Here is a 16686-nt window from a genome sequence, read left to right as displayed (position 1 = left end):
AGTCGTTATGTCTTTACCTGCCTGCCCAGCCTGTCACGCCGATTACACCTGGCAAGATGGCGAGAACCTCAACTGCCCCTCCTGCGGTCATATCTGGACCGAAGGAGAGGTTGACAGCAGCAACGGATCGCTGGAAGTGCGTGATGCCAACGGTAATCTGCTGGCAGATGGCGACAGCGTCACGGTGGTCAAAGATCTTAAGGTGAAGGGCAGTTCCTCATCGCTGAAGATCGGCACCAAAGTGAAAAGCATTCACCTGGTTGAAGGGGACCACAACATCGACTGTAAAATCGACGGTTTTGGCCCGATGAAATTAAAATCTGAGTTCGTGAAAAAGAACTGAGATGCGGGGCGCAGGGATGCGCCCGCCTTCCTTCTAACTGAACAGCCGATCAATTGCGGCGCACTGTTCTGCGTTCAGAGCACCACCGTAATTACGCGAGTTACTGCTCATTGAGTCATAACGTCGCGCCACGGCCGTTTTAATCGTCGTCACAAAATCATCGCCAATACTGTAAATCGCCATCAGCCGACCGATCTGCTGCTGCAGACGCGTCAGCTCAGGCAGATTGCCCGTTCGCCATGCCGCCATCATCTCGGCAAAGTACTCCGACACAATATTATTCAGGCCTGAAATCACCCCGGCACCTCCCGCCAGCAGATTGGGAAGCAGGTATTCGTCATACCCTGATAGCACGGCGAAATCAGGGCGTACCTTGCGGGTCTCTTCGATTATCGCCCGGTTATGCGACAGGCAATCCACCGTATCTTTGATACCGATAAAGTTGGGCAGCTTTGCCGCCAGAGCGGCAACCAGCGCGGGCGTCAGATCGCAGCCGGTGCGAGCCGGGAAGTTGTAGGCAAACCACTTGCCACCCAGTTGCGCGTCGAGTGCTTCGAAGTAGTGCATCAGCTGCTGTTGCGTCTGGCCGTAATAGTAGGGCGGCAGCACCATCACCGCATCAAAATCGTTTTTCCACGCGGCTTCGGCCAGCGCCAGCATATCAGGCACGCAGGTCGCCGAAACGTTCGCTACCATCTTCAGCGGTGACAGGGGCCTGGCTTCCTGAATCAGCTGTAAACGCTCCTGCTGCGTCAGTGAGGCAAACTCGCCAATGCTGCCCATTACCAGCAGCGTGTCGATACCGGAGTCATTAAGGCGGGAGAAGTGTCGCCCGAGTGCGTCGATATCAAGGCCGCCCTGTGCATTGAACGGGGTGACGGTAGGGCACCAGACACCGGCAAAGGCCGATTTTTCACGCATAGCTGACTCCTGAAGCAAATGTTAAAAATGAAACGCTGTTTTAACTTAATGGCTCCAGTCAGTCTCTGCCAGCGCATGATTCAAAAGTGAGCAACGGGTCGCACTTTTTCGTTTTTCGTTCGTCTCAGTAAGCGAATGCTTCTGACAACTGAGCGAGAGGTGATGATGAAAGAGTGGGATCCCGTGCTGTATCGCAAATTTGAAGCGGAACGAACCCGTCCGGCCCGCGAGCTGCTGGCGCGCATCAGTCTGGAACAGGTTGAGCAGGTGACCGATCTGGGCTGCGGACCCGGCAACAGCACCGAGCTGCTCGCCGAGGCCTGGCCGCTGGGGCAGATCACCGGGCTCGACAGTTCAGCGACGATGCTAACTCAGGCCCGTGAACGTCTGCCGCACTGCCGTTTTGTCCAGGCAGATATCCGCACATGGCAGGCGGATGCGCCGCAGCAGGTGATTTATGCCAACGCGTCTCTGCAATGGCTGGATAATCACGCCACGCTGTTTCCTCATCTGGTCAGTCAGCTGGCACCCGGTGGCGTGCTGGCGATCCAGATGCCTGATAATCTCAGTGAGCCGTCGCACCAACTGATGCGCGAGGTGGCGGCTACCGATCGCTGGTCGTCACGCATTAATGCCAGTGTCGCTGAACGTACACAGCTGCTTTCTACGGGCGAATATTATGATCTGCTGACCCAGGCCGGCTGTGAGGTGGATATCTGGCGAACCACCTATTATCACGTGATGGCCGACGCACAGGCGATTATCAGCTGGCTGCAGGCGACCGGCCTGCGACCTTTCCTGGCGATGCTGAATGAGTCTGAACAGACGGCTTTTCTGTCTGATTATCATCAGCGCTTACTTACCGCTTATCCGGCTCAGTCCGATGGTCAGGTTCTGCTCGCCTTCCCGCGACTTTTTATGGTTGCAGTGAAAAAAAGGTGAGGGCGCTGGAAAGCAGGCCGCAAAATCAGGGCAATAATGATAAGAGCCCTTGAAAAAGTGGTTTTTCTGCACCACCTTCAACCCACGACCAAAGGGAGAGTTGAAATGGACGATCAGCAATTGCAGGCATTAAGCGCGCAGATAGGTGAGAAGCTGAAGCAGCGTAATGCCACCGTAACCTGTGCGGAATCCTGCACTGGCGGCTGGATTGCCAAAGTCTTTACCGATATCAGCGGCAGCTCCGCCTGGTTCGAACGCGGTTTTGTCACCTACAGTAATGAGGCGAAACAGGAGCTGGTGGATGTGAAGGCCGACTCGCTGGCGCAGTATGGCGCGGTGAGTGATGCGGTGGTGCGTGAGATGGCGCTGGGTGCCCGTAAGGCAGCCCATGCTGACTACGCGATCTCCGTCAGCGGCATTGCCGGCCCGGATGGCGGCAGTGAAGAAAAACCGGTCGGCACAGTGTGGTTTGGCTTTGCCGGGCCGCAGGATAACGTATTGACTTATCAGCAGCATTTTAGCGGCGATCGTGATGCCGTCCGCCGCCAGTCGGTGGCATGGGCCCTGCAGAAACTGTATGGCGAATTTCTGACAAATTAAACTTGATACTGTATGACTATACAGTATAATTGTCGGCAACAGAAAGAGTGCAGGCACCCTGAGTGCGTGTTTACCCGGCTTGATTAGGAGTTGAAATGGCGATTGATGAAAACAAACAGAAGGCTTTAGCTGCCGCGCTGGGCCAGATTGAGAAACAATTTGGTAAAGGCTCCATCATGCGCTTGGGTGAAGACCGCTCAATGGATGTGGAAACCATCTCTACCGGTTCGCTTTCGCTGGATATCGCATTAGGTGCAGGCGGTCTGCCAATGGGCCGTATCGTTGAGATCTACGGACCAGAGTCTTCCGGTAAAACCACGCTGACCCTGCAGGTTATCGCATCTGCACAGCGTAAAGGCAAAACCTGTGCCTTTATCGATGCTGAGCATGCGCTCGATCCGGTTTACGCCAAGAAACTGGGCGTAGATATTGAAAACCTGCTCTGTTCTCAGCCCGACACGGGTGAGCAGGCGCTGGAAATCTGTGATGCGCTGGCGCGCTCTGGTGCCGTTGATGTCATCATCGTCGACTCCGTTGCGGCGCTGACGCCGAAAGCGGAAATCGAAGGTGAAATCGGTGACTCACATATGGGCCTCGCGGCACGTATGATGAGCCAGGCGATGCGTAAACTGGCCGGTAACCTGAAGCAGTCCAATACGCTGCTGATCTTCATCAACCAGATCCGTATGAAAATTGGTGTGATGTTTGGTAACCCGGAAACTACTACCGGTGGTAACGCGCTGAAGTTCTATGCGTCTGTCCGTCTTGATATCCGCCGTATCGGTGCCATCAAAGAGGGCGATAACGTGGTGGGCAGTGAGACCCGCGTTAAGGTAGTGAAAAACAAAATCGCTGCGCCATTTAAACAGGCCGAGTTCCAGATCATGTACGGCGAAGGTATCAATACCTTTGGTGAGCTGGTTGACCTGGGCGTGAAGCACAAGCTGATTGAAAAAGCGGGTGCATGGTACAGCTACAATGGCGACAAGATTGGTCAGGGTAAATCGAATGCCGGCAACTTCCTGAAAGAGAATGCTGCTGTGGCAAACGAAATTGATCTGAAGTTACGTGAGATGTTGCTCAACGGCGCGGATGAGAAACTCGCAGCAGCCGATAAGTCTGCTGAGAAAGAAGACGCGGCAAGTGAAGCGAACGAAGACTTCTGATTTATGATGCGGGAGGGGCAAAAGCCTCTCCCGCTGTTTTATCCCCCCTGATACCTTTCCTGCCTTCCCTCTGTCCTGTTCTGTCGCCATAATCTCCCTCTGTTTGTAGAAGGTGCGCAGTATGACTGAATCCTCTCAGCCCCAACCCAATGTTGTCTCTTATTCTCGTCTGCTTGACCGTGCGATGCGCATTCTGGGTCAGCGCGATCACAGCCGTGCAGAGTTATCCCGTAAGCTGCAACAGTCAGCTCAGCGTGCCGCATGGGCACAGAAAAAAGAGCCTGAAATTATCACTGAAGTGCTGCTGGAGCAGGTACTGGACTGGTGTCAGGAAAGCGGCTGGTTAAATGACGAGCGTTTCACCGATCGGTTTATTCAGAGCCGAAGCCGTAAAGGTTTTGGGTCGCAGCGCGTACGGCTTGAACTGGCCCAGAAAGGCATTGATCGTGAAGCCATTGATATTGCGATGGAAGAGACGGATGTTGACTGGGCAGCCTGCGCTGCACAGCTGGCTGAACGAAAATTCGGACATCCGCTGCCCACAGAGTGGAAAGAGAAAGCGAAAGTACTACGCTATCTGCAGTCAAAGGGCTTTCAGACCGACGATATCCAGTCTATTTTCAGAAATTTTGATGACTAAAAGCCGATGTAATTTTACTTCCCACTGAAGAAAATTTATCTTATTCCCACTTTTTGTTCCGCTAATCAGGCACCACGAGAATGTGGCCGCGCCGATCAGAGGGAACGTTCGTTAGCGTGATTCCAGGACATTTATGAGCAAGAGCACTGCTGAGATCCGTCAAGCGTTTCTCGACTTTTTTCATAGCAAGGGACATGAGGTTGTAACCAGCAGCTCCCTCGTACCGAATAACGATCCAACGTTGTTGTTTACCAACGCCGGGATGAACCAGTTTAAAGATGTGTTCCTCGGTCAGGACAAACGTGATTACACACGTGCGACCACGTCACAGCGCTGCGTTCGCGCAGGCGGTAAACACAACGATCTTGAAAACGTCGGCTACACCGCGCGTCACCACACCTTCTTTGAAATGCTGGGTAACTTCAGCTTTGGTGACTACTTCAAGAGAGAGGCGATTGGTTTTGCCTGGGAACTGCTGACGAGCGAGCAGTGGTTCAGCCTGCCGAAAGAGCGTCTGTGGGTGACGGTCTATGAAACCGATGATGAAGCCTACAATATCTGGGCGGATGAAATCGGCGTGCCACGCGAGCGCATTATTCGCATCGGCGACAACAAGGGCAGCGCGTACGCGTCAGATAACTTCTGGCAGATGGGCGATACCGGTCCTTGTGGTCCATGCAGTGAAATTTTCTACGATCATGGCGATCACATCTGGGGTGGCCCGCCAGGCAGCCCGGAAGAAGATGGTGATCGTTATATTGAGATCTGGAACATCGTCTTTATGCAGTTCAACCGTCAGGCTGACGGCACTATGCTGCCGCTGCCAAAACCGTCGGTTGATACCGGAATGGGCCTAGAGCGTATTTCTGCCGTTCTGCAACACGTCAACTCCAACTATGAAATCGACCTGTTCCAGAAACTGATTCAGGCTGTGGCACAGGTTACCGGCGCAACCGATCTGAGTAATAAATCGCTGCGCGTGATTGCCGACCATATCCGCTCCTGTGCTTTCCTGATTGCCGATGGTGTGATTCCGTCGAATGAGAACCGTGGCTATGTGCTGCGTCGTATCATTCGTCGTGCCGTACGTCATGGCAACATGCTGGGCGCCAAAGAGGCCTTCTTCTATAAGCTGGTTGCGCCACTGGTTGAAGTCATGGGTGCTGCGGGCGAAGAGTTACAGCGCCAGCAGGCTCAGGTTGAGCAGGTGCTGAAAAGCGAAGAGGATCAGTTTGCCAGAACGCTGGAGCGTGGACTGGCGCTGCTGGACGAAGAGCTGGAAAAACTGCAGGGCGACACGCTGGATGGCGAAATCGTCTTCCGTCTTTACGATACCTTTGGCTTCCCGGCTGATTTAACGGCTGACGTCTGCCGCGAACGCAATCTGAAAATCGATGAAGCGGGCTTTGAGCAGGCGATGGAACAGCAGCGTCAGCGTGCACGTGAAGCAAGTGGCTTCGGCGCTGACTACAGCAACGTTATCCGCATTGATGCCGCCTCTTCCTTCAAAGGTTACGACCAGCTTGATTTGGCTGCCACGGTGAAAGCGCTCTACGTTGCGGGCGAGGCGGTTGATGAAGTGACCGCAGGTCAGGATGCCGTAGTCGTGCTGGACGAAACCCCATTCTATGGCGAATCCGGTGGTCAGGTCGGCGATACCGGTCTGCTGAAAGGGAAGAATGCTGAATTTAGCGTCCAGGATACACAAAAATATGGTCAGGCAATCGGTCATGTCGGTAAGCTGACCGCAGGGCAGTTGCGTATCGGAGATCGCCTTGAGGCCCAGGTTGATGCGGCACGTCGTGCGCGCATTCGTCTTAACCACTCTGCGACCCACTTATTGCATGCCGCATTGCGTCAGGTTTTAGGTGAGCATGTGGCGCAGAAAGGCTCGCTGGTTAATGACAAATACCTGCGTTTCGATTTCTCGCATTTCGAAGCGATGAAACCTCAGGAGATTCGTCAGGTCGAAGATATTGTCAATGCGCAGATTCGTCGCAACCTGCCGGTTGAAACGGAAGTGATGGATCTTGACGCGGCGAAGTCTAAGGGTGCAATGGCACTGTTTGGCGAGAAATATGATCAGCGCGTACGCGTTCTGACCATGGGTGATTTCTCGGTTGAGCTGTGCGGGGGTACGCATGCTGCGCGCACCGGTGATATCGGCCTGTTCCGTATTCAGGCTGAATCAGGAACGGCAGCGGGTATCCGTCGTATCGAAGCCATTACCGGTGAAGGCGCGCTGGCGCAGGTCAATGCGCAGAGCAGCCAGCTGCAGGATCTTGCGCAGCTGGTCAAAGCGAACAGCAGCAACCTGAACGAGAAAGTGCGAGGTCTGGTCGATCACGTGCGTGCTCTCGAGAAAGAGTTGCAGCAACTGCGCGATCAGCAGGCCGCGCAGGAGAGCGCCTCACTGAGCAGCAATGCCATCGACGTTAAGGGTGTGAAACTGCTGGTCAGTGAGCTCAACAACGTCGAGCCTAAAATGTTGCGTACCATGGTGGATGATCTTAAGAATCAGCTGGGATCGGCGATTATTGTGCTGGCGACAGTTGCTGAAGGTAAGGTGTCACTGATTGCGGGTGTGACCAAAGATCTGACTGACCGTGTTAAAGCGGGTGAGTTGATTGCCGGTCTGGCACAGCAGGTTGGCGGCAAGGGCGGTGGCCGTCCTGATATGGCACAAGCGGGTGGTACTGATGCTGAAGCGCTGAAAGGCGCTCTGGCAGGGGTTGAGAGCTGGGTTAACAGCCGTCTGTAACACATAGAACAAGGCATTGTAAAAAGCGTCAGAACTCCGGTTCCGGCGCTTTTTAATACGATGCTAAAACAGCAAATGACAAAGTCAGGTTGATGTAGTGTATTTCGGCTAAACTAACTATCAGCAGAATGTATTGGCGCATCGATGTGCATTGGTGTATTTCTCATAGTCAATGTGCAGCGTTAAATGATGGATAATGCCGGGAGCCTGTACAAGCCCGACTCTTTTAATCTTTCAAGGAGCAAAGAATGCTTATTCTAACTCGTCGAGTTGGTGAAACCCTCATGATCGGTGATGAGGTAACTGTAACGGTGCTGGGTGTTAAGGGTAACCAGGTTCGCATAGGGGTTAACGCGCCGAAAGAAGTGTCTGTGCATCGCGAAGAGATCTATCAACGCATCCAGGCTGAAAAAACGCAACAAACCAGCGTTTAACGGATTCAGCGTCTCGCACCTGTGCGAGGCGCTACCGCTTTCTGTAAAAATCCTGCCTTTTCTTTTCTGCTTTCTCTTCCCTGTTTCGTTAACGACATCATCTTTCATTGTTGATAATTCACTCTTTTTGTCGCCATTTTATCCCAATTGTGTGTGATTTGCTCAATCAAACAAAGTTTCGGAAAAATTGTTTGACTTAAAAGTCCGGGAAAGTAATATGTGCGCCACGCAGTGCCGATGAGCAGAAACAAGTTCAGACGCACGGTTCGAAAGAAAGCGTAAGGTGAGGTGGCCGAGAGGCTGAAGGCGCTCCCCTGCTAAGGGAGTATACGGTCAAAAGCTGTATCGAGGGTTCGAATCCCTCCCTCACCGCCATTTTCGATGCATCCATAGCTCAGCTGGATAGAGTACTCGGCTACGAACCGAGCGGTCGGAGGTTCGAATCCTCCTGGATGCACCATATTTTCGAATATGGAGAAGTGCCTCGGTGTGACATGACGCATTAGCGTTCAGGCCGCACTAAGGAGGATAACGTTGCATCAGCAACGGCCCGCAGGGCGAAGCGCAAGCTGAGTAATCCTCCTGGATGCACCATCGAAAAAAAGAAGTAAAGCGAATTAGCAATTCCTTTCATGGTGAGTAGTTAGCACCCTGCGTTGTACAAGAATCAGATTTATGCATCCATAGCTCAGCTGGATAGAGTACTCGGCTACGAACCGAGCGGTCGGAGGTTCGAATCCTCCTGGATGCACCATTCTTTGTAACATCCTCAGGTTGGTTTCTGTAAGTCCATAAAAAGTTGTACCTCAAAAGATAGACCCCAATGCATCCATAGCTCAGCTGGATAGAGTACTCGGCTACGAACCGAGCGGTCGGAGGTTCGAATCCTCCTGGATGCACCATATTCTCCAATATGGTCAGTGCCTCAGTGTGTCATGACGTGATTAGCGTTCAGGCCGCACTAAGGAGGATAACGTTGCTTTAGCAACGGCCCACAGCGCGAAGCGCAAGCTGAGTAATCCTCCTGGATGCACCATCTTTGTTCTCTCATAAACCCTCAATGTATCATGGCGTGATCATCGCTAAGAACTCACTAAACTCCTTACTGCCGCATCAGTAACCGCCTGTGCTCCAAAGCTAAAAACGTTTCAGGAACTCCCCCTGCAGTTTCCCTCTGGCTTTGCCCGTACTGTTTTTCTGCTTAACCCGCCTCACTGATTCATCATTCTGACTTAAGCGAATTACAGCGCCTGTTTCACGCGTCAGCACTCTCTGTTTTGCTGCTCACGCCCATCCGCCGCCGCCTGTCTGCCAGAATAATGTTAAAAAATCGCTGCAAATTCGTACGGTTATCCCTGGCCGCGCACGATCACCTTTATCTGAAAACAAAAATTGTTAATGCTTTCAAAGCATTTGCTGTTCATCCCCCCTGGCGACAACCTGTCCACATTAGGCTAAAGTAATGTCTCATTTGGTGAATGTCCGGAGTGACAATGTACGATCAATATGACGCCCTGATTTTCGATATGGACGGCACGATTCTTGATACTGAGCCGACACATCGAAAAGCGTGGCGTCAGGTACTGGCGCGTTATGGATTAACGCTGGATGAAGCGCGTATTATCGACTTGAATGGCGCTCCCGCCTGGCGGCTGGCGCAGTTCATCATTGAATCCAATCAGTCGTCACTCGACCCTCATCTTCTTGCTGCAGAAAAAACGGCTGCTGTGAAAGCGATGCTGCTTGAAAACGTCAGGCCACTGCCATTAATGGAGGTGGTAAAAGCGTATCACGGGCGTCGTCCGATGGCGGTGGGTACCGGAAGCGAACACAGCATGGCAGAGGCGTTACTGACGCAGCTGGGCGTGCGTGAGTTCTTCTCAGCAGTTGTCGGCGCTGACGACGTTCAGCGTCATAAACCTGAGCCTGAAACCTTCTTACGCTGCGCTGAGCTGCTGGGTGTGGCGCCGGCACGTTGTGTGGTGTTCGAGGATGCGGACTTTGGAATTCAGGCCGCGAAGGCGGCAGGTATGGACGTGGTGGATGTCCGCTTACTGTGAGTGACGTTCTCGCCTATGCCTCGATGTTCGGCAGCAGTTTTCTGAGTGCGACGCTCCTGCCGGGAAGTTCCGAAGCACTGCTGATAGCACTATTGATAGCAAAAAAGACATCAGTTTACGGGTTGCTTTTGGCCGCATCCCTGGGAAACACCTTGGGCGGCTTAACCAACATTCTTATTGGTCGCTTGCTGCCGCTAAAACGTCAGGGGCGATGGCATGACACAGCAATGACGTGGTTGCACCGACTGGGACCTGCAGCACTGTTATTCAGCTGGCTGCCGGTGGTAGGTGATCTGCTCTGCGTTCTCGCAGGCTGGTTACGTTTCGCCTGGCTACCTGCGATGCTGTTTCTCGCCGTCGGCAAAACACTGCGTTATATCGTTATCGCGACTGCCACATTACAGGGTATGCAATGGTGGCATTGATTCGCACAGATTCGAGGCTACGGTTAACATTATGCTGAACAAAAATAAATTATTATCACAGCGGGGGGGTAATGTGATCCCGGACGTATCTAAAGCGCTCTCCTGGCTGGAAGCGCATCCCAATGCCCTGAAAGGTATTGGCCGTGGCATCGAGCGTGAAACGCTGCGAGTACAGGAAAATGGCGATCTGGCAAAAACCGGCCACCCGGAATCTCTGGGCTCGGCGCTGAAGCATGACTGGATCACCACTGATTTTGCCGAAACGTTGCTGGAATTTATCACGCCAGTGGATCACAGCATCGATCATATGCTGGCTTTCCTGCGCGATATCCACCGTCACGTTGCCCGTGAACTGGGTGATGAACGCATGTGGCCTTTCAGTATGCCGTGCGAGATTGACGACGCGGACAATATTGAGCTGGCGCAATACGGCACCTCCAATATCGGCAAGATGAAGACCCTCTACCGCGAAGGCCTGAAAAACCGTTACGGCGCGTTAATGCAGACCATCTCCGGCATTCACTATAACTTCTCGCTGCCACTCTCATTCTGGCAGGAGTGGGCTGACGTGAAAGATCAGGAAAGCGGCAAAGAGACCATCTCAGCGGGCTACCTGCGGCTGATCCGCAACTACTATCGCTTCGGCTGGGTGATCCCGTATCTGTTTGGCGCATCGCCTGCTATCAGCTCCAGCTTCCTGCAGGGCCGTGAGAGTGCGCTGCCGTTCGAAACCAATGACAAAGATACCATGTGGCTGCCGTACGCCACCTCGCTGCGTCTGAGCGATTTAGGCTACACCAATAAATCGCAGAGCGCTCTGGGGATCACGTTTAACTCGCTGGAAGGCTATGTCACCGCGCTGAAGAAAGCCATCAGGACGCCATCCGACGAGTATGCGGCGATGGGCACCAAAGATGCCGACGGTAACTGGCTGCAGCTCAACACCAACGTATTGCAGATTGAGAACGAGCTTTATGCGCCAATCCGCCCTAAGCGTGTGACACGCTCGGGTGAAGCACCTTCAGATGCGCTGCTGCGTGGCGGCATTGAATACATTGAAGTGCGCTCGCTGGATATCAACCCGTTCTCTGCTATCGGCGTTGATGAGAATCAGGTGCGCTTCCTCGACCTGTTCCTGATCTGGTGTACCCTGGCCGATGCGCCGGAAATGAGTGCCGATGAGTTGCAGTGCACCCGCAAAAACTGGAACCGGGTGGTGCTGGAAGGGCGTAAACCGGATCAGAAAATTGCTGTGGGCTGTGGAGATGCGGAGCATTCGCTGGTGGAAGTAGGCAAGACCCTGTTTGCCGATCTGCGTCGCGTTGCTGAAGTCTTAGACAGCAATAATCAGGACAGCACGGAATATCAGCAGGTTTGCGATCAACTGGTAGCATCATTCGACGATCCTGAGCTAACCTACTCGGCGCGCATCCTTCAGGCAATGAAGGATAATGGTGTCACCGGAACGGGCGTGGCGCTGGCTGAACAGTATCGCCATCTGCTCTGCGAAGAGCCGCTGGAAGTGCTGACAGAAGACGATTTCACGCGTCAGGCGCAGGAATCTGTTGCTGCACAGCAACAGCTGGAAGCGAATGATAAGCTGGATTTTGAAGCGTATCTGGCGAGCCGGGAAGGGTAGAAAAGAAAAAGGCCACATCAATGTGGCCAAATTAACATCTCTGTTGTCAGGGATGATGATAACAAATGCGCGTCTTTCATATATTCAGACGTTGGGCGAACAGAAAAGTTTCATCGTTTTAAAAAAAATTCTCAGAACAGGAGGTGACGTATGCCACTACTGGACAGTTTTACCGTTGATCACACCATCATGGGCGCACCGGCAGTACGCGTTGCAAAAACCATGAAGACTCCGCATGGCGATACGATTACCGTCTTTGACCTGCGTTTTTGCCGCCCGAACATTGATATCCTCACTGAGCGTGGCATTCATACGCTGGAGCATCTCTTTGCCGGATTCATGCGTGACCACCTGAATGGTGACGGTGTGGAAATCGTCGATATCTCGCCGATGGGTTGCCGCACCGGCTTCTACATGAGCCTGATTGGTACGCCAGACGAGCAGCGCGTTGCGAAAGCGTGGAAAGGGGCGATGGAAGATGTTCTGAAAGTGAAAGATCAGAACCAGATCCCTGAGCTGAATGAATACCAGTGTGGCAGCTACAAGCTGCACTCACTGGACGAAGCGCAGCAGATCGCCCGCAATGTGCTGGCGCATGAGATCGGCGTTAACCGCAACGACGACCTGAAACTGCCTGCTGAAAAGCTGAAAGAACTGCACATCTAGTCAGGGCTTCTCTGCTAAAAAAAACGCCGCATCGATTCGATTGCGGCGTTTTTTTATGGCTTCAGGAACCGACCGATTTTTTCAGTGGCGTCTTTGGCGTGATGCGCACCTGTTTGATCATGTTGTCCTGCACGTCCAGAATATCGATGTTGTAGTGGCCGATCTGAACCCGGGTGGCGATGGCAGGGATCTCTTCCAGCGCTTCCAGCAGCATGCCGTTGATGGTGCGGGCTTCCTGCTCTGGCAACTGCCAGTTAAAAGCCTTGTTGATTTCACGCACGTTAGCACTGCCCTCAATCAGCACAGAGCCATCATTCTGCGGCATCACTTCCTCTGCCAGCGACGGTGACATGGAGGTGGTAAAGTCACCAACAATCTCCTCCAGAATGTCCTCAATCGTCACCAGCCCTTTGATATCGCCATATTCATCAACCACCACGCCCGCTTTCTCTTTATTGCGCTGAAACTTCACCAGCTGGGTGTTAAGCGGTGTCCCTTCCGGGATGTAGTAGATCTCATCGGCGGCACGCAGCAGCGTCTCTTTGGTGAACTCTTTTTTCTCCGTCATCATGCGCCAGGCTTCGCGTACCCGCAGCATGCCGACGCAGTCATCCAGCGAATCCCGGAACAGCACGATGCGGCCGTGTGGCGAGTGACTCAGCTGACGTACGACCGACTTCCAGTCATCGTTGATGTTGATGCCGACGATCTCATTACGCGGCACCATAATGTCGTCAACGCTGACTTTCTCCAGGTCGAGCACAGAGAGCAGCATGTCCTGGTTCCGGCGTGACATCAGGCTACGCGACTCATAGACGATGGTACGTAACTCCTCTTTGCTCAGCGCAGAGTTAATGGCACCGTCAGCGCGGATACCCGCTATTCTCATCAGCAGCCGGGTAATGGTGTTGAGCAGCCAGACCAGCGGCAGCATGATGTATTGCAGCGGGACCAGCAGCAGGCTGCTGGGAAAGGCGACGCGCTCGGGATAGAGCGCCGCCACGGTTTTTGGCAGCACTTCGGCGAAGACCAGCACCACAAAGGTCAGGATGCCGGTCGCAATTGCAACGCCTTCATCACCGTGAATACGCATCCCTACGATGGTGGCAAGGGCGGAGGCCAGAATATTGACCAGGTTGTTACCGATTAAAACCAGACTGAGCAGCCGGTCAGGACGACGCAGTAGCTTCTCCACCCGACGTGCGGCACGATTACCGTTTTTTGCCTGATGGCGCAGCTTATAGCGGTTAAGCGTCATCATTCCGGTTTCCGACCCGGCAAACCAGGCGGAAACCAGGACCATGACGCAGAGAATAATAATCAGCGTGGTGGTTGAAACATTCTCCAACGCAGAACTTCCTTTTTAACGAGAGGTAGGGACAAGCAGATGCTGCAGGATGCGACTGCCGAAGTAAGCCATGGTTAACAGCACCGCACCGCTGCAGTTAAACCAGACGACGCGGCGACCACGCCAGCCTTCATGATAGTGCCCCCACAGCAAAACGATATAAACAAACCACGCAATGATGGAGAGAACGGCTTTATCGACATTTTCTGCTCTGAAGAGATCCTGCATATAAAACAGACCTGTGCAGAGCACCAGCGTCAGCAGCACGACGCCCACCTGGGTAATGTGAAACATCTTACGTTCGATGGTCAGCAGCGGCGGCATATCCTGGGTAAATGCCAGTCGCTTGTTTTTCAGCTGGTAATCAATCCACGCCAGCTGCAGCGCATAGAGCGCGGCAATAATCAGCGTCGCATAGGCGAACAGCGACAAGCCGATATGGATCATCATGCCTGGCGTGGTTTCCAGATGGGTGATGAACGCATTGGGGACGAAAGTGGCGAAGGCCAGATTAATCAGCGCGAAGCTATAGACAATCGGCAGCAGCAGCCAGCCACGGTTGCGTGACGCCACAATGGTCATGATGGCGCAGATCAACAGGCTCACCAGCGAGCCAATGTTGAGCAGGCTTAAATTCTGTCCGCTATCAACCGCAAATATGCGTTGCTGCAGGGCGACCGCGTGTGTCACCAGCGCCACACAGGCAGAGAACATCGCCATTCGCCGCCAGCCGCCGTTACGTTTCAACAGGCTGGGAATGATAAGGGCAAGACTTAAGGAGTAGGCGAATAGCGCCACTATCGCGAAAACGAACATAGATCCTTTCAGGTCAGTCAGATAAGGAAAAAGGCAGTATAGCGCCAGCCGAAGCAGGCTCCAAACGATCTGAGGGGCAATTGCAGAGATCGCCGAGGCTTCGTGTTATAATCCGCCGCATTCTGCCGATCAGGCACCTCGCGATCTTTTTTTTAGTGAGAGACCATGTTTGATAATTTAACCGATCGTTTGTCGCAAACCCTGCGAAATATCAGCGGCCGCGGAAGGCTGACTGAAGAGAACATCAAAGAGACCCTGCGTGAAGTGCGCATGGCGCTGCTTGAAGCTGACGTTGCACTACCGGTGGTACGTGACTTCATCAACCGTGTGAAAGAGAGCGCGGTCGGCCATGATGTGAATAAAAGCCTGACGCCAGGTCAGGAGTTCATCAAAATCGTTCGTAACGAGCTGGTTGCGGCGATGGGCGCAGAGAACAATGCACTCGACCTGGCGGCTCAGCCACCAGCCGTAGTACTGATGGCGGGCCTGCAAGGTGCCGGTAAAACCACCAGCGTCGCTAAGCTGGGTAAGTTCCTGCGTGAGAAACATAAGAAGAAAGTCTTAGTGGTTTCTGCCGACGTCTATCGTCCGGCGGCAATCAAACAGCTGGAAACCCTGGCACAGCAGGTTGGCGTGGATTTCTGTCCGTCCGATCTCAGTCAGAAGCCGGTCGACATCGTCAATAATGCGCTGCGTGAAGCCCGCCTGAAGTTCTACGATGTGCTGCTGGTGGATACCGCCGGTCGTCTGCACGTTGACGAAGCGATGATGGACGAAATCAAACAGGTTCATGCCGCGATTAAACCGGTAGAAACGCTGTTTGTGGTCGATGCCATGACCGGTCAGGATGCCGCAAACACGGCGAAAGCCTTTAATGAAGCGCTGCCGCTGACCGGGGTTATCCTGACCAAGGTCGACGGTGATGCCCGCGGTGGTGCAGCGCTGTCGATTCGCCATATCACCGGCAAGCCGATTAAATTCATGGGTGTCGGTGAAAAAACCGAAGCGCTTGAACCGTTCTATCCCGACCGTATTGCGTCACGTATCCTCGGCATGGGTGACGTGCTGTCACTGATCGAAGATATTGAAAGCAAGGTTGACCGCGACCAGGCGGAGAAACTGGCTAAGAAGCTGAAAACCGGCGACGGTTTTGATCTCAATGACTTCCTTGAGCAGCTGAAGCAGATGCGCAACATGGGCGGCATGGCCAGCCTGATGGGCAAACTGCCCGGTATGGGACAGTTGCCTGACAATGTGAAATCGCAGATGGATGACAAAGTCCTGGTGCGCATGGAAGCCATCATCAACTCGATGACGCGCAAAGAGCGTGAGAAACCAGAAATCATCAAAGGCTCGCGCAAGCGCCGCATCGCAACCGGCTCCGGAATGCAGGTGCAGGACGTTAACCGCTTATTGAAGCAGTTCGACGACATGCAGCGTATGATGAAGAAAATGAAGAAGGGCGGTATGGCGAAAATGATGCGCGGCATGAAGGGTATGATGCCGCCAGGATTCCCCGGCCGCTAAGCGTTCCACAAAAAAGCCCGGAAAGGCACGGTTTAGGTTGCTTTTTTCGCCAAAATGAGTAAAATTTTCGGGCTTTTTATACAGCACCCGGACCCCGTTCCTCGATGGGGGCCGGGTGTTTTATTAACTGAAGAGGATGTTATGGTAACAATTCGTTTGGCACGTCACGGCGCTAAAAAGCGTCCGTTCTATCAGGTCGTCGTTACTGACAGCCGCAATGCACGCAACGGTCGTTTCATCGAGCGCGTTGGTTTCTTCAACCCGATCGCATCTGGTCAGGCTGAAGGTCTGCGTCTGGATCTGGACCGTATCGAGCACTGGGTTGGCCAGGGCGCAACACTCTCTGATCGCGTTAACGCGCTGGTCAAAGAAGCTAAGAAAGCAGCTTAATCTGTCAC

16 protein-coding genes and 4 tRNA genes are annotated in these 16686 nt (G+C 53.3%); 17 read left to right on the top strand and 3 right to left on the bottom strand.

Features of this window, described 5'->3' with window-relative positions; all coding sequences use genetic code 11:
- Nucleotides 1-7 precede the first annotated feature (7 nt).
- Nucleotides 8-343, top strand: coding sequence for a zinc ribbon domain-containing protein YjdM (locus AC6I8C_RS14815; protein ID WP_497822906.1), 336 nt, complete (start codon nucleotides 8-10; stop codon nucleotides 341-343).
- Between the two features lie 33 nt (nucleotides 344-376).
- Here the strand turns inward: AC6I8C_RS14815 and AC6I8C_RS14810 are convergent, their stop codons facing one another.
- Complete coding sequence (locus AC6I8C_RS14810; protein WP_497822905.1) at nucleotides 377-1264, bottom strand: dihydrodipicolinate synthase family protein; 888 nt, start codon at nucleotides 1262-1264, stop codon at nucleotides 377-379.
- 165 nt (nucleotides 1265-1429) lie between these two features.
- Here AC6I8C_RS14810 and tam point away from each other — a divergent pair, with 165 nt between their 5' ends.
- The 14 genes from tam (at nucleotide 1430) to luxS (ending at nucleotide 12597) form a co-directional block, all read left to right on the top strand.
- Entirely contained in the window at nucleotides 1430-2206 is a 777-nt protein-coding gene (gene tam, locus AC6I8C_RS14805) for a trans-aconitate 2-methyltransferase (protein WP_497823350.1), read from the top strand.
- Nucleotides 2207-2311: 105 nt separating this feature from the next.
- The gene (gene pncC, locus AC6I8C_RS14800; protein WP_497822904.1) at nucleotides 2312-2806 is read left to right on the top strand and encodes a nicotinamide-nucleotide amidase; all 495 of its coding nucleotides are present in this window, start codon (nucleotides 2312-2314) and stop codon (nucleotides 2804-2806) included.
- A 95-nt stretch (nucleotides 2807-2901) separates the two neighbouring features.
- On the top strand, nucleotides 2902-3972 hold the full coding sequence (recA, locus tag AC6I8C_RS14795; protein WP_013358828.1) for a recombinase RecA: 1071 nt from the start codon (nucleotides 2902-2904) through the stop codon (nucleotides 3970-3972).
- Between the two features lie 121 nt (nucleotides 3973-4093).
- Entirely contained in the window at nucleotides 4094-4612 is a 519-nt protein-coding gene (locus AC6I8C_RS14790; protein ID WP_497822903.1) for a regulatory protein RecX, read from the top strand.
- A 133-nt stretch (nucleotides 4613-4745) separates the two neighbouring features.
- Nucleotides 4746-7373 carry an alanine--tRNA ligase gene (gene alaS / locus AC6I8C_RS14785; RefSeq protein ID WP_497822902.1) on the top strand — a complete coding sequence of 876 codons (2628 nt, stop codon included), beginning with the start codon at nucleotides 4746-4748 and terminating at the stop codon, nucleotides 7371-7373.
- 248 nt (nucleotides 7374-7621) lie between these two features.
- Nucleotides 7622-7807, top strand: coding sequence for a carbon storage regulator CsrA (csrA, locus tag AC6I8C_RS14780; protein WP_008927091.1), 186 nt, complete (start codon nucleotides 7622-7624; stop codon nucleotides 7805-7807).
- 282 nt (nucleotides 7808-8089) lie between these two features.
- Nucleotides 8090-8182 (top strand) — tRNA-Ser (locus AC6I8C_RS14775).
- Between the two features lie 8 nt (nucleotides 8183-8190).
- A tRNA-Arg gene (locus AC6I8C_RS14770) sits at nucleotides 8191-8267 on the top strand.
- Between the two features lie 217 nt (nucleotides 8268-8484).
- Nucleotides 8485-8561, top strand: a tRNA-Arg gene (locus AC6I8C_RS14765).
- Nucleotides 8562-8632: 71 nt separating this feature from the next.
- Nucleotides 8633-8709, top strand: a tRNA-Arg gene (locus tag AC6I8C_RS14760).
- Nucleotides 8710-9300: 591 nt separating this feature from the next.
- A complete protein-coding gene (gene yqaB / locus AC6I8C_RS14755; protein WP_497822901.1) occupies nucleotides 9301-9867 on the top strand; it encodes a fructose-1-phosphate/6-phosphogluconate phosphatase in 567 nt (188 codons plus the stop codon).
- The gene (locus AC6I8C_RS14750) at nucleotides 9864-10292 is read left to right on the top strand and encodes a YqaA family protein (RefSeq protein ID WP_033783952.1); all 429 of its coding nucleotides are present in this window, start codon (nucleotides 9864-9866) and stop codon (nucleotides 10290-10292) included. Before yqaB ends, AC6I8C_RS14750 begins: the two co-directional genes overlap by 4 nt.
- Before the next feature lie 31 nt (nucleotides 10293-10323).
- Nucleotides 10324-11931: a glutamate--cysteine ligase gene (gene gshA, locus AC6I8C_RS14745; protein WP_497822900.1), complete on the top strand. Its 1608-nt coding sequence runs from the start codon at nucleotides 10324-10326 to the stop codon at nucleotides 11929-11931.
- A gap of 150 nt (nucleotides 11932-12081) precedes the next feature.
- Nucleotides 12082-12597, top strand: a complete 516-nt coding sequence (gene luxS, locus AC6I8C_RS14740; protein WP_003849049.1) for an S-ribosylhomocysteine lyase — start codon at nucleotides 12082-12084, stop codon at nucleotides 12595-12597.
- Nucleotides 12598-12658: 61 nt separating this feature from the next.
- On the opposite strand, the gene AC6I8C_RS14735 is transcribed toward luxS, so the two are convergent.
- Nucleotides 12659-13945 (bottom strand): HlyC/CorC family transporter, encoded by a 1287-nt coding sequence (locus tag AC6I8C_RS14735; RefSeq protein ID WP_497822899.1) that lies wholly within the window; start codon nucleotides 13943-13945, stop codon nucleotides 12659-12661.
- A 15-nt stretch (nucleotides 13946-13960) separates the two neighbouring features.
- Nucleotides 13961-14761 (bottom strand): cytochrome C assembly family protein, encoded by an 801-nt coding sequence (locus tag AC6I8C_RS14730; RefSeq protein WP_497822898.1) that lies wholly within the window; start codon nucleotides 14759-14761, stop codon nucleotides 13961-13963.
- Between the two features lie 165 nt (nucleotides 14762-14926).
- On the opposite strand from AC6I8C_RS14730, the gene ffh reads away from it, so the two are divergent.
- Together ffh and rpsP are read left to right on the top strand one after the other, a co-directional pair.
- A complete protein-coding gene (gene ffh / locus AC6I8C_RS14725; RefSeq protein ID WP_013358819.1) occupies nucleotides 14927-16288 on the top strand; it encodes a signal recognition particle protein in 1362 nt (453 codons plus the stop codon).
- Nucleotides 16289-16429: 141 nt separating this feature from the next.
- On the top strand, nucleotides 16430-16678 hold the full coding sequence (gene rpsP, locus AC6I8C_RS14720; protein WP_003849041.1) for a 30S ribosomal protein S16: 249 nt from the start codon (nucleotides 16430-16432) through the stop codon (nucleotides 16676-16678).
- The last annotated feature ends 8 nt before the right edge of the window (nucleotides 16679-16686 follow it).

This window comes from Pantoea sp. X-Soil-YNGN-844, from assembly GCF_059730595.1.
Note: the sequence above shows the minus strand (reverse complement) of the source record. Positions and strands in the feature narration are given on the sequence as shown.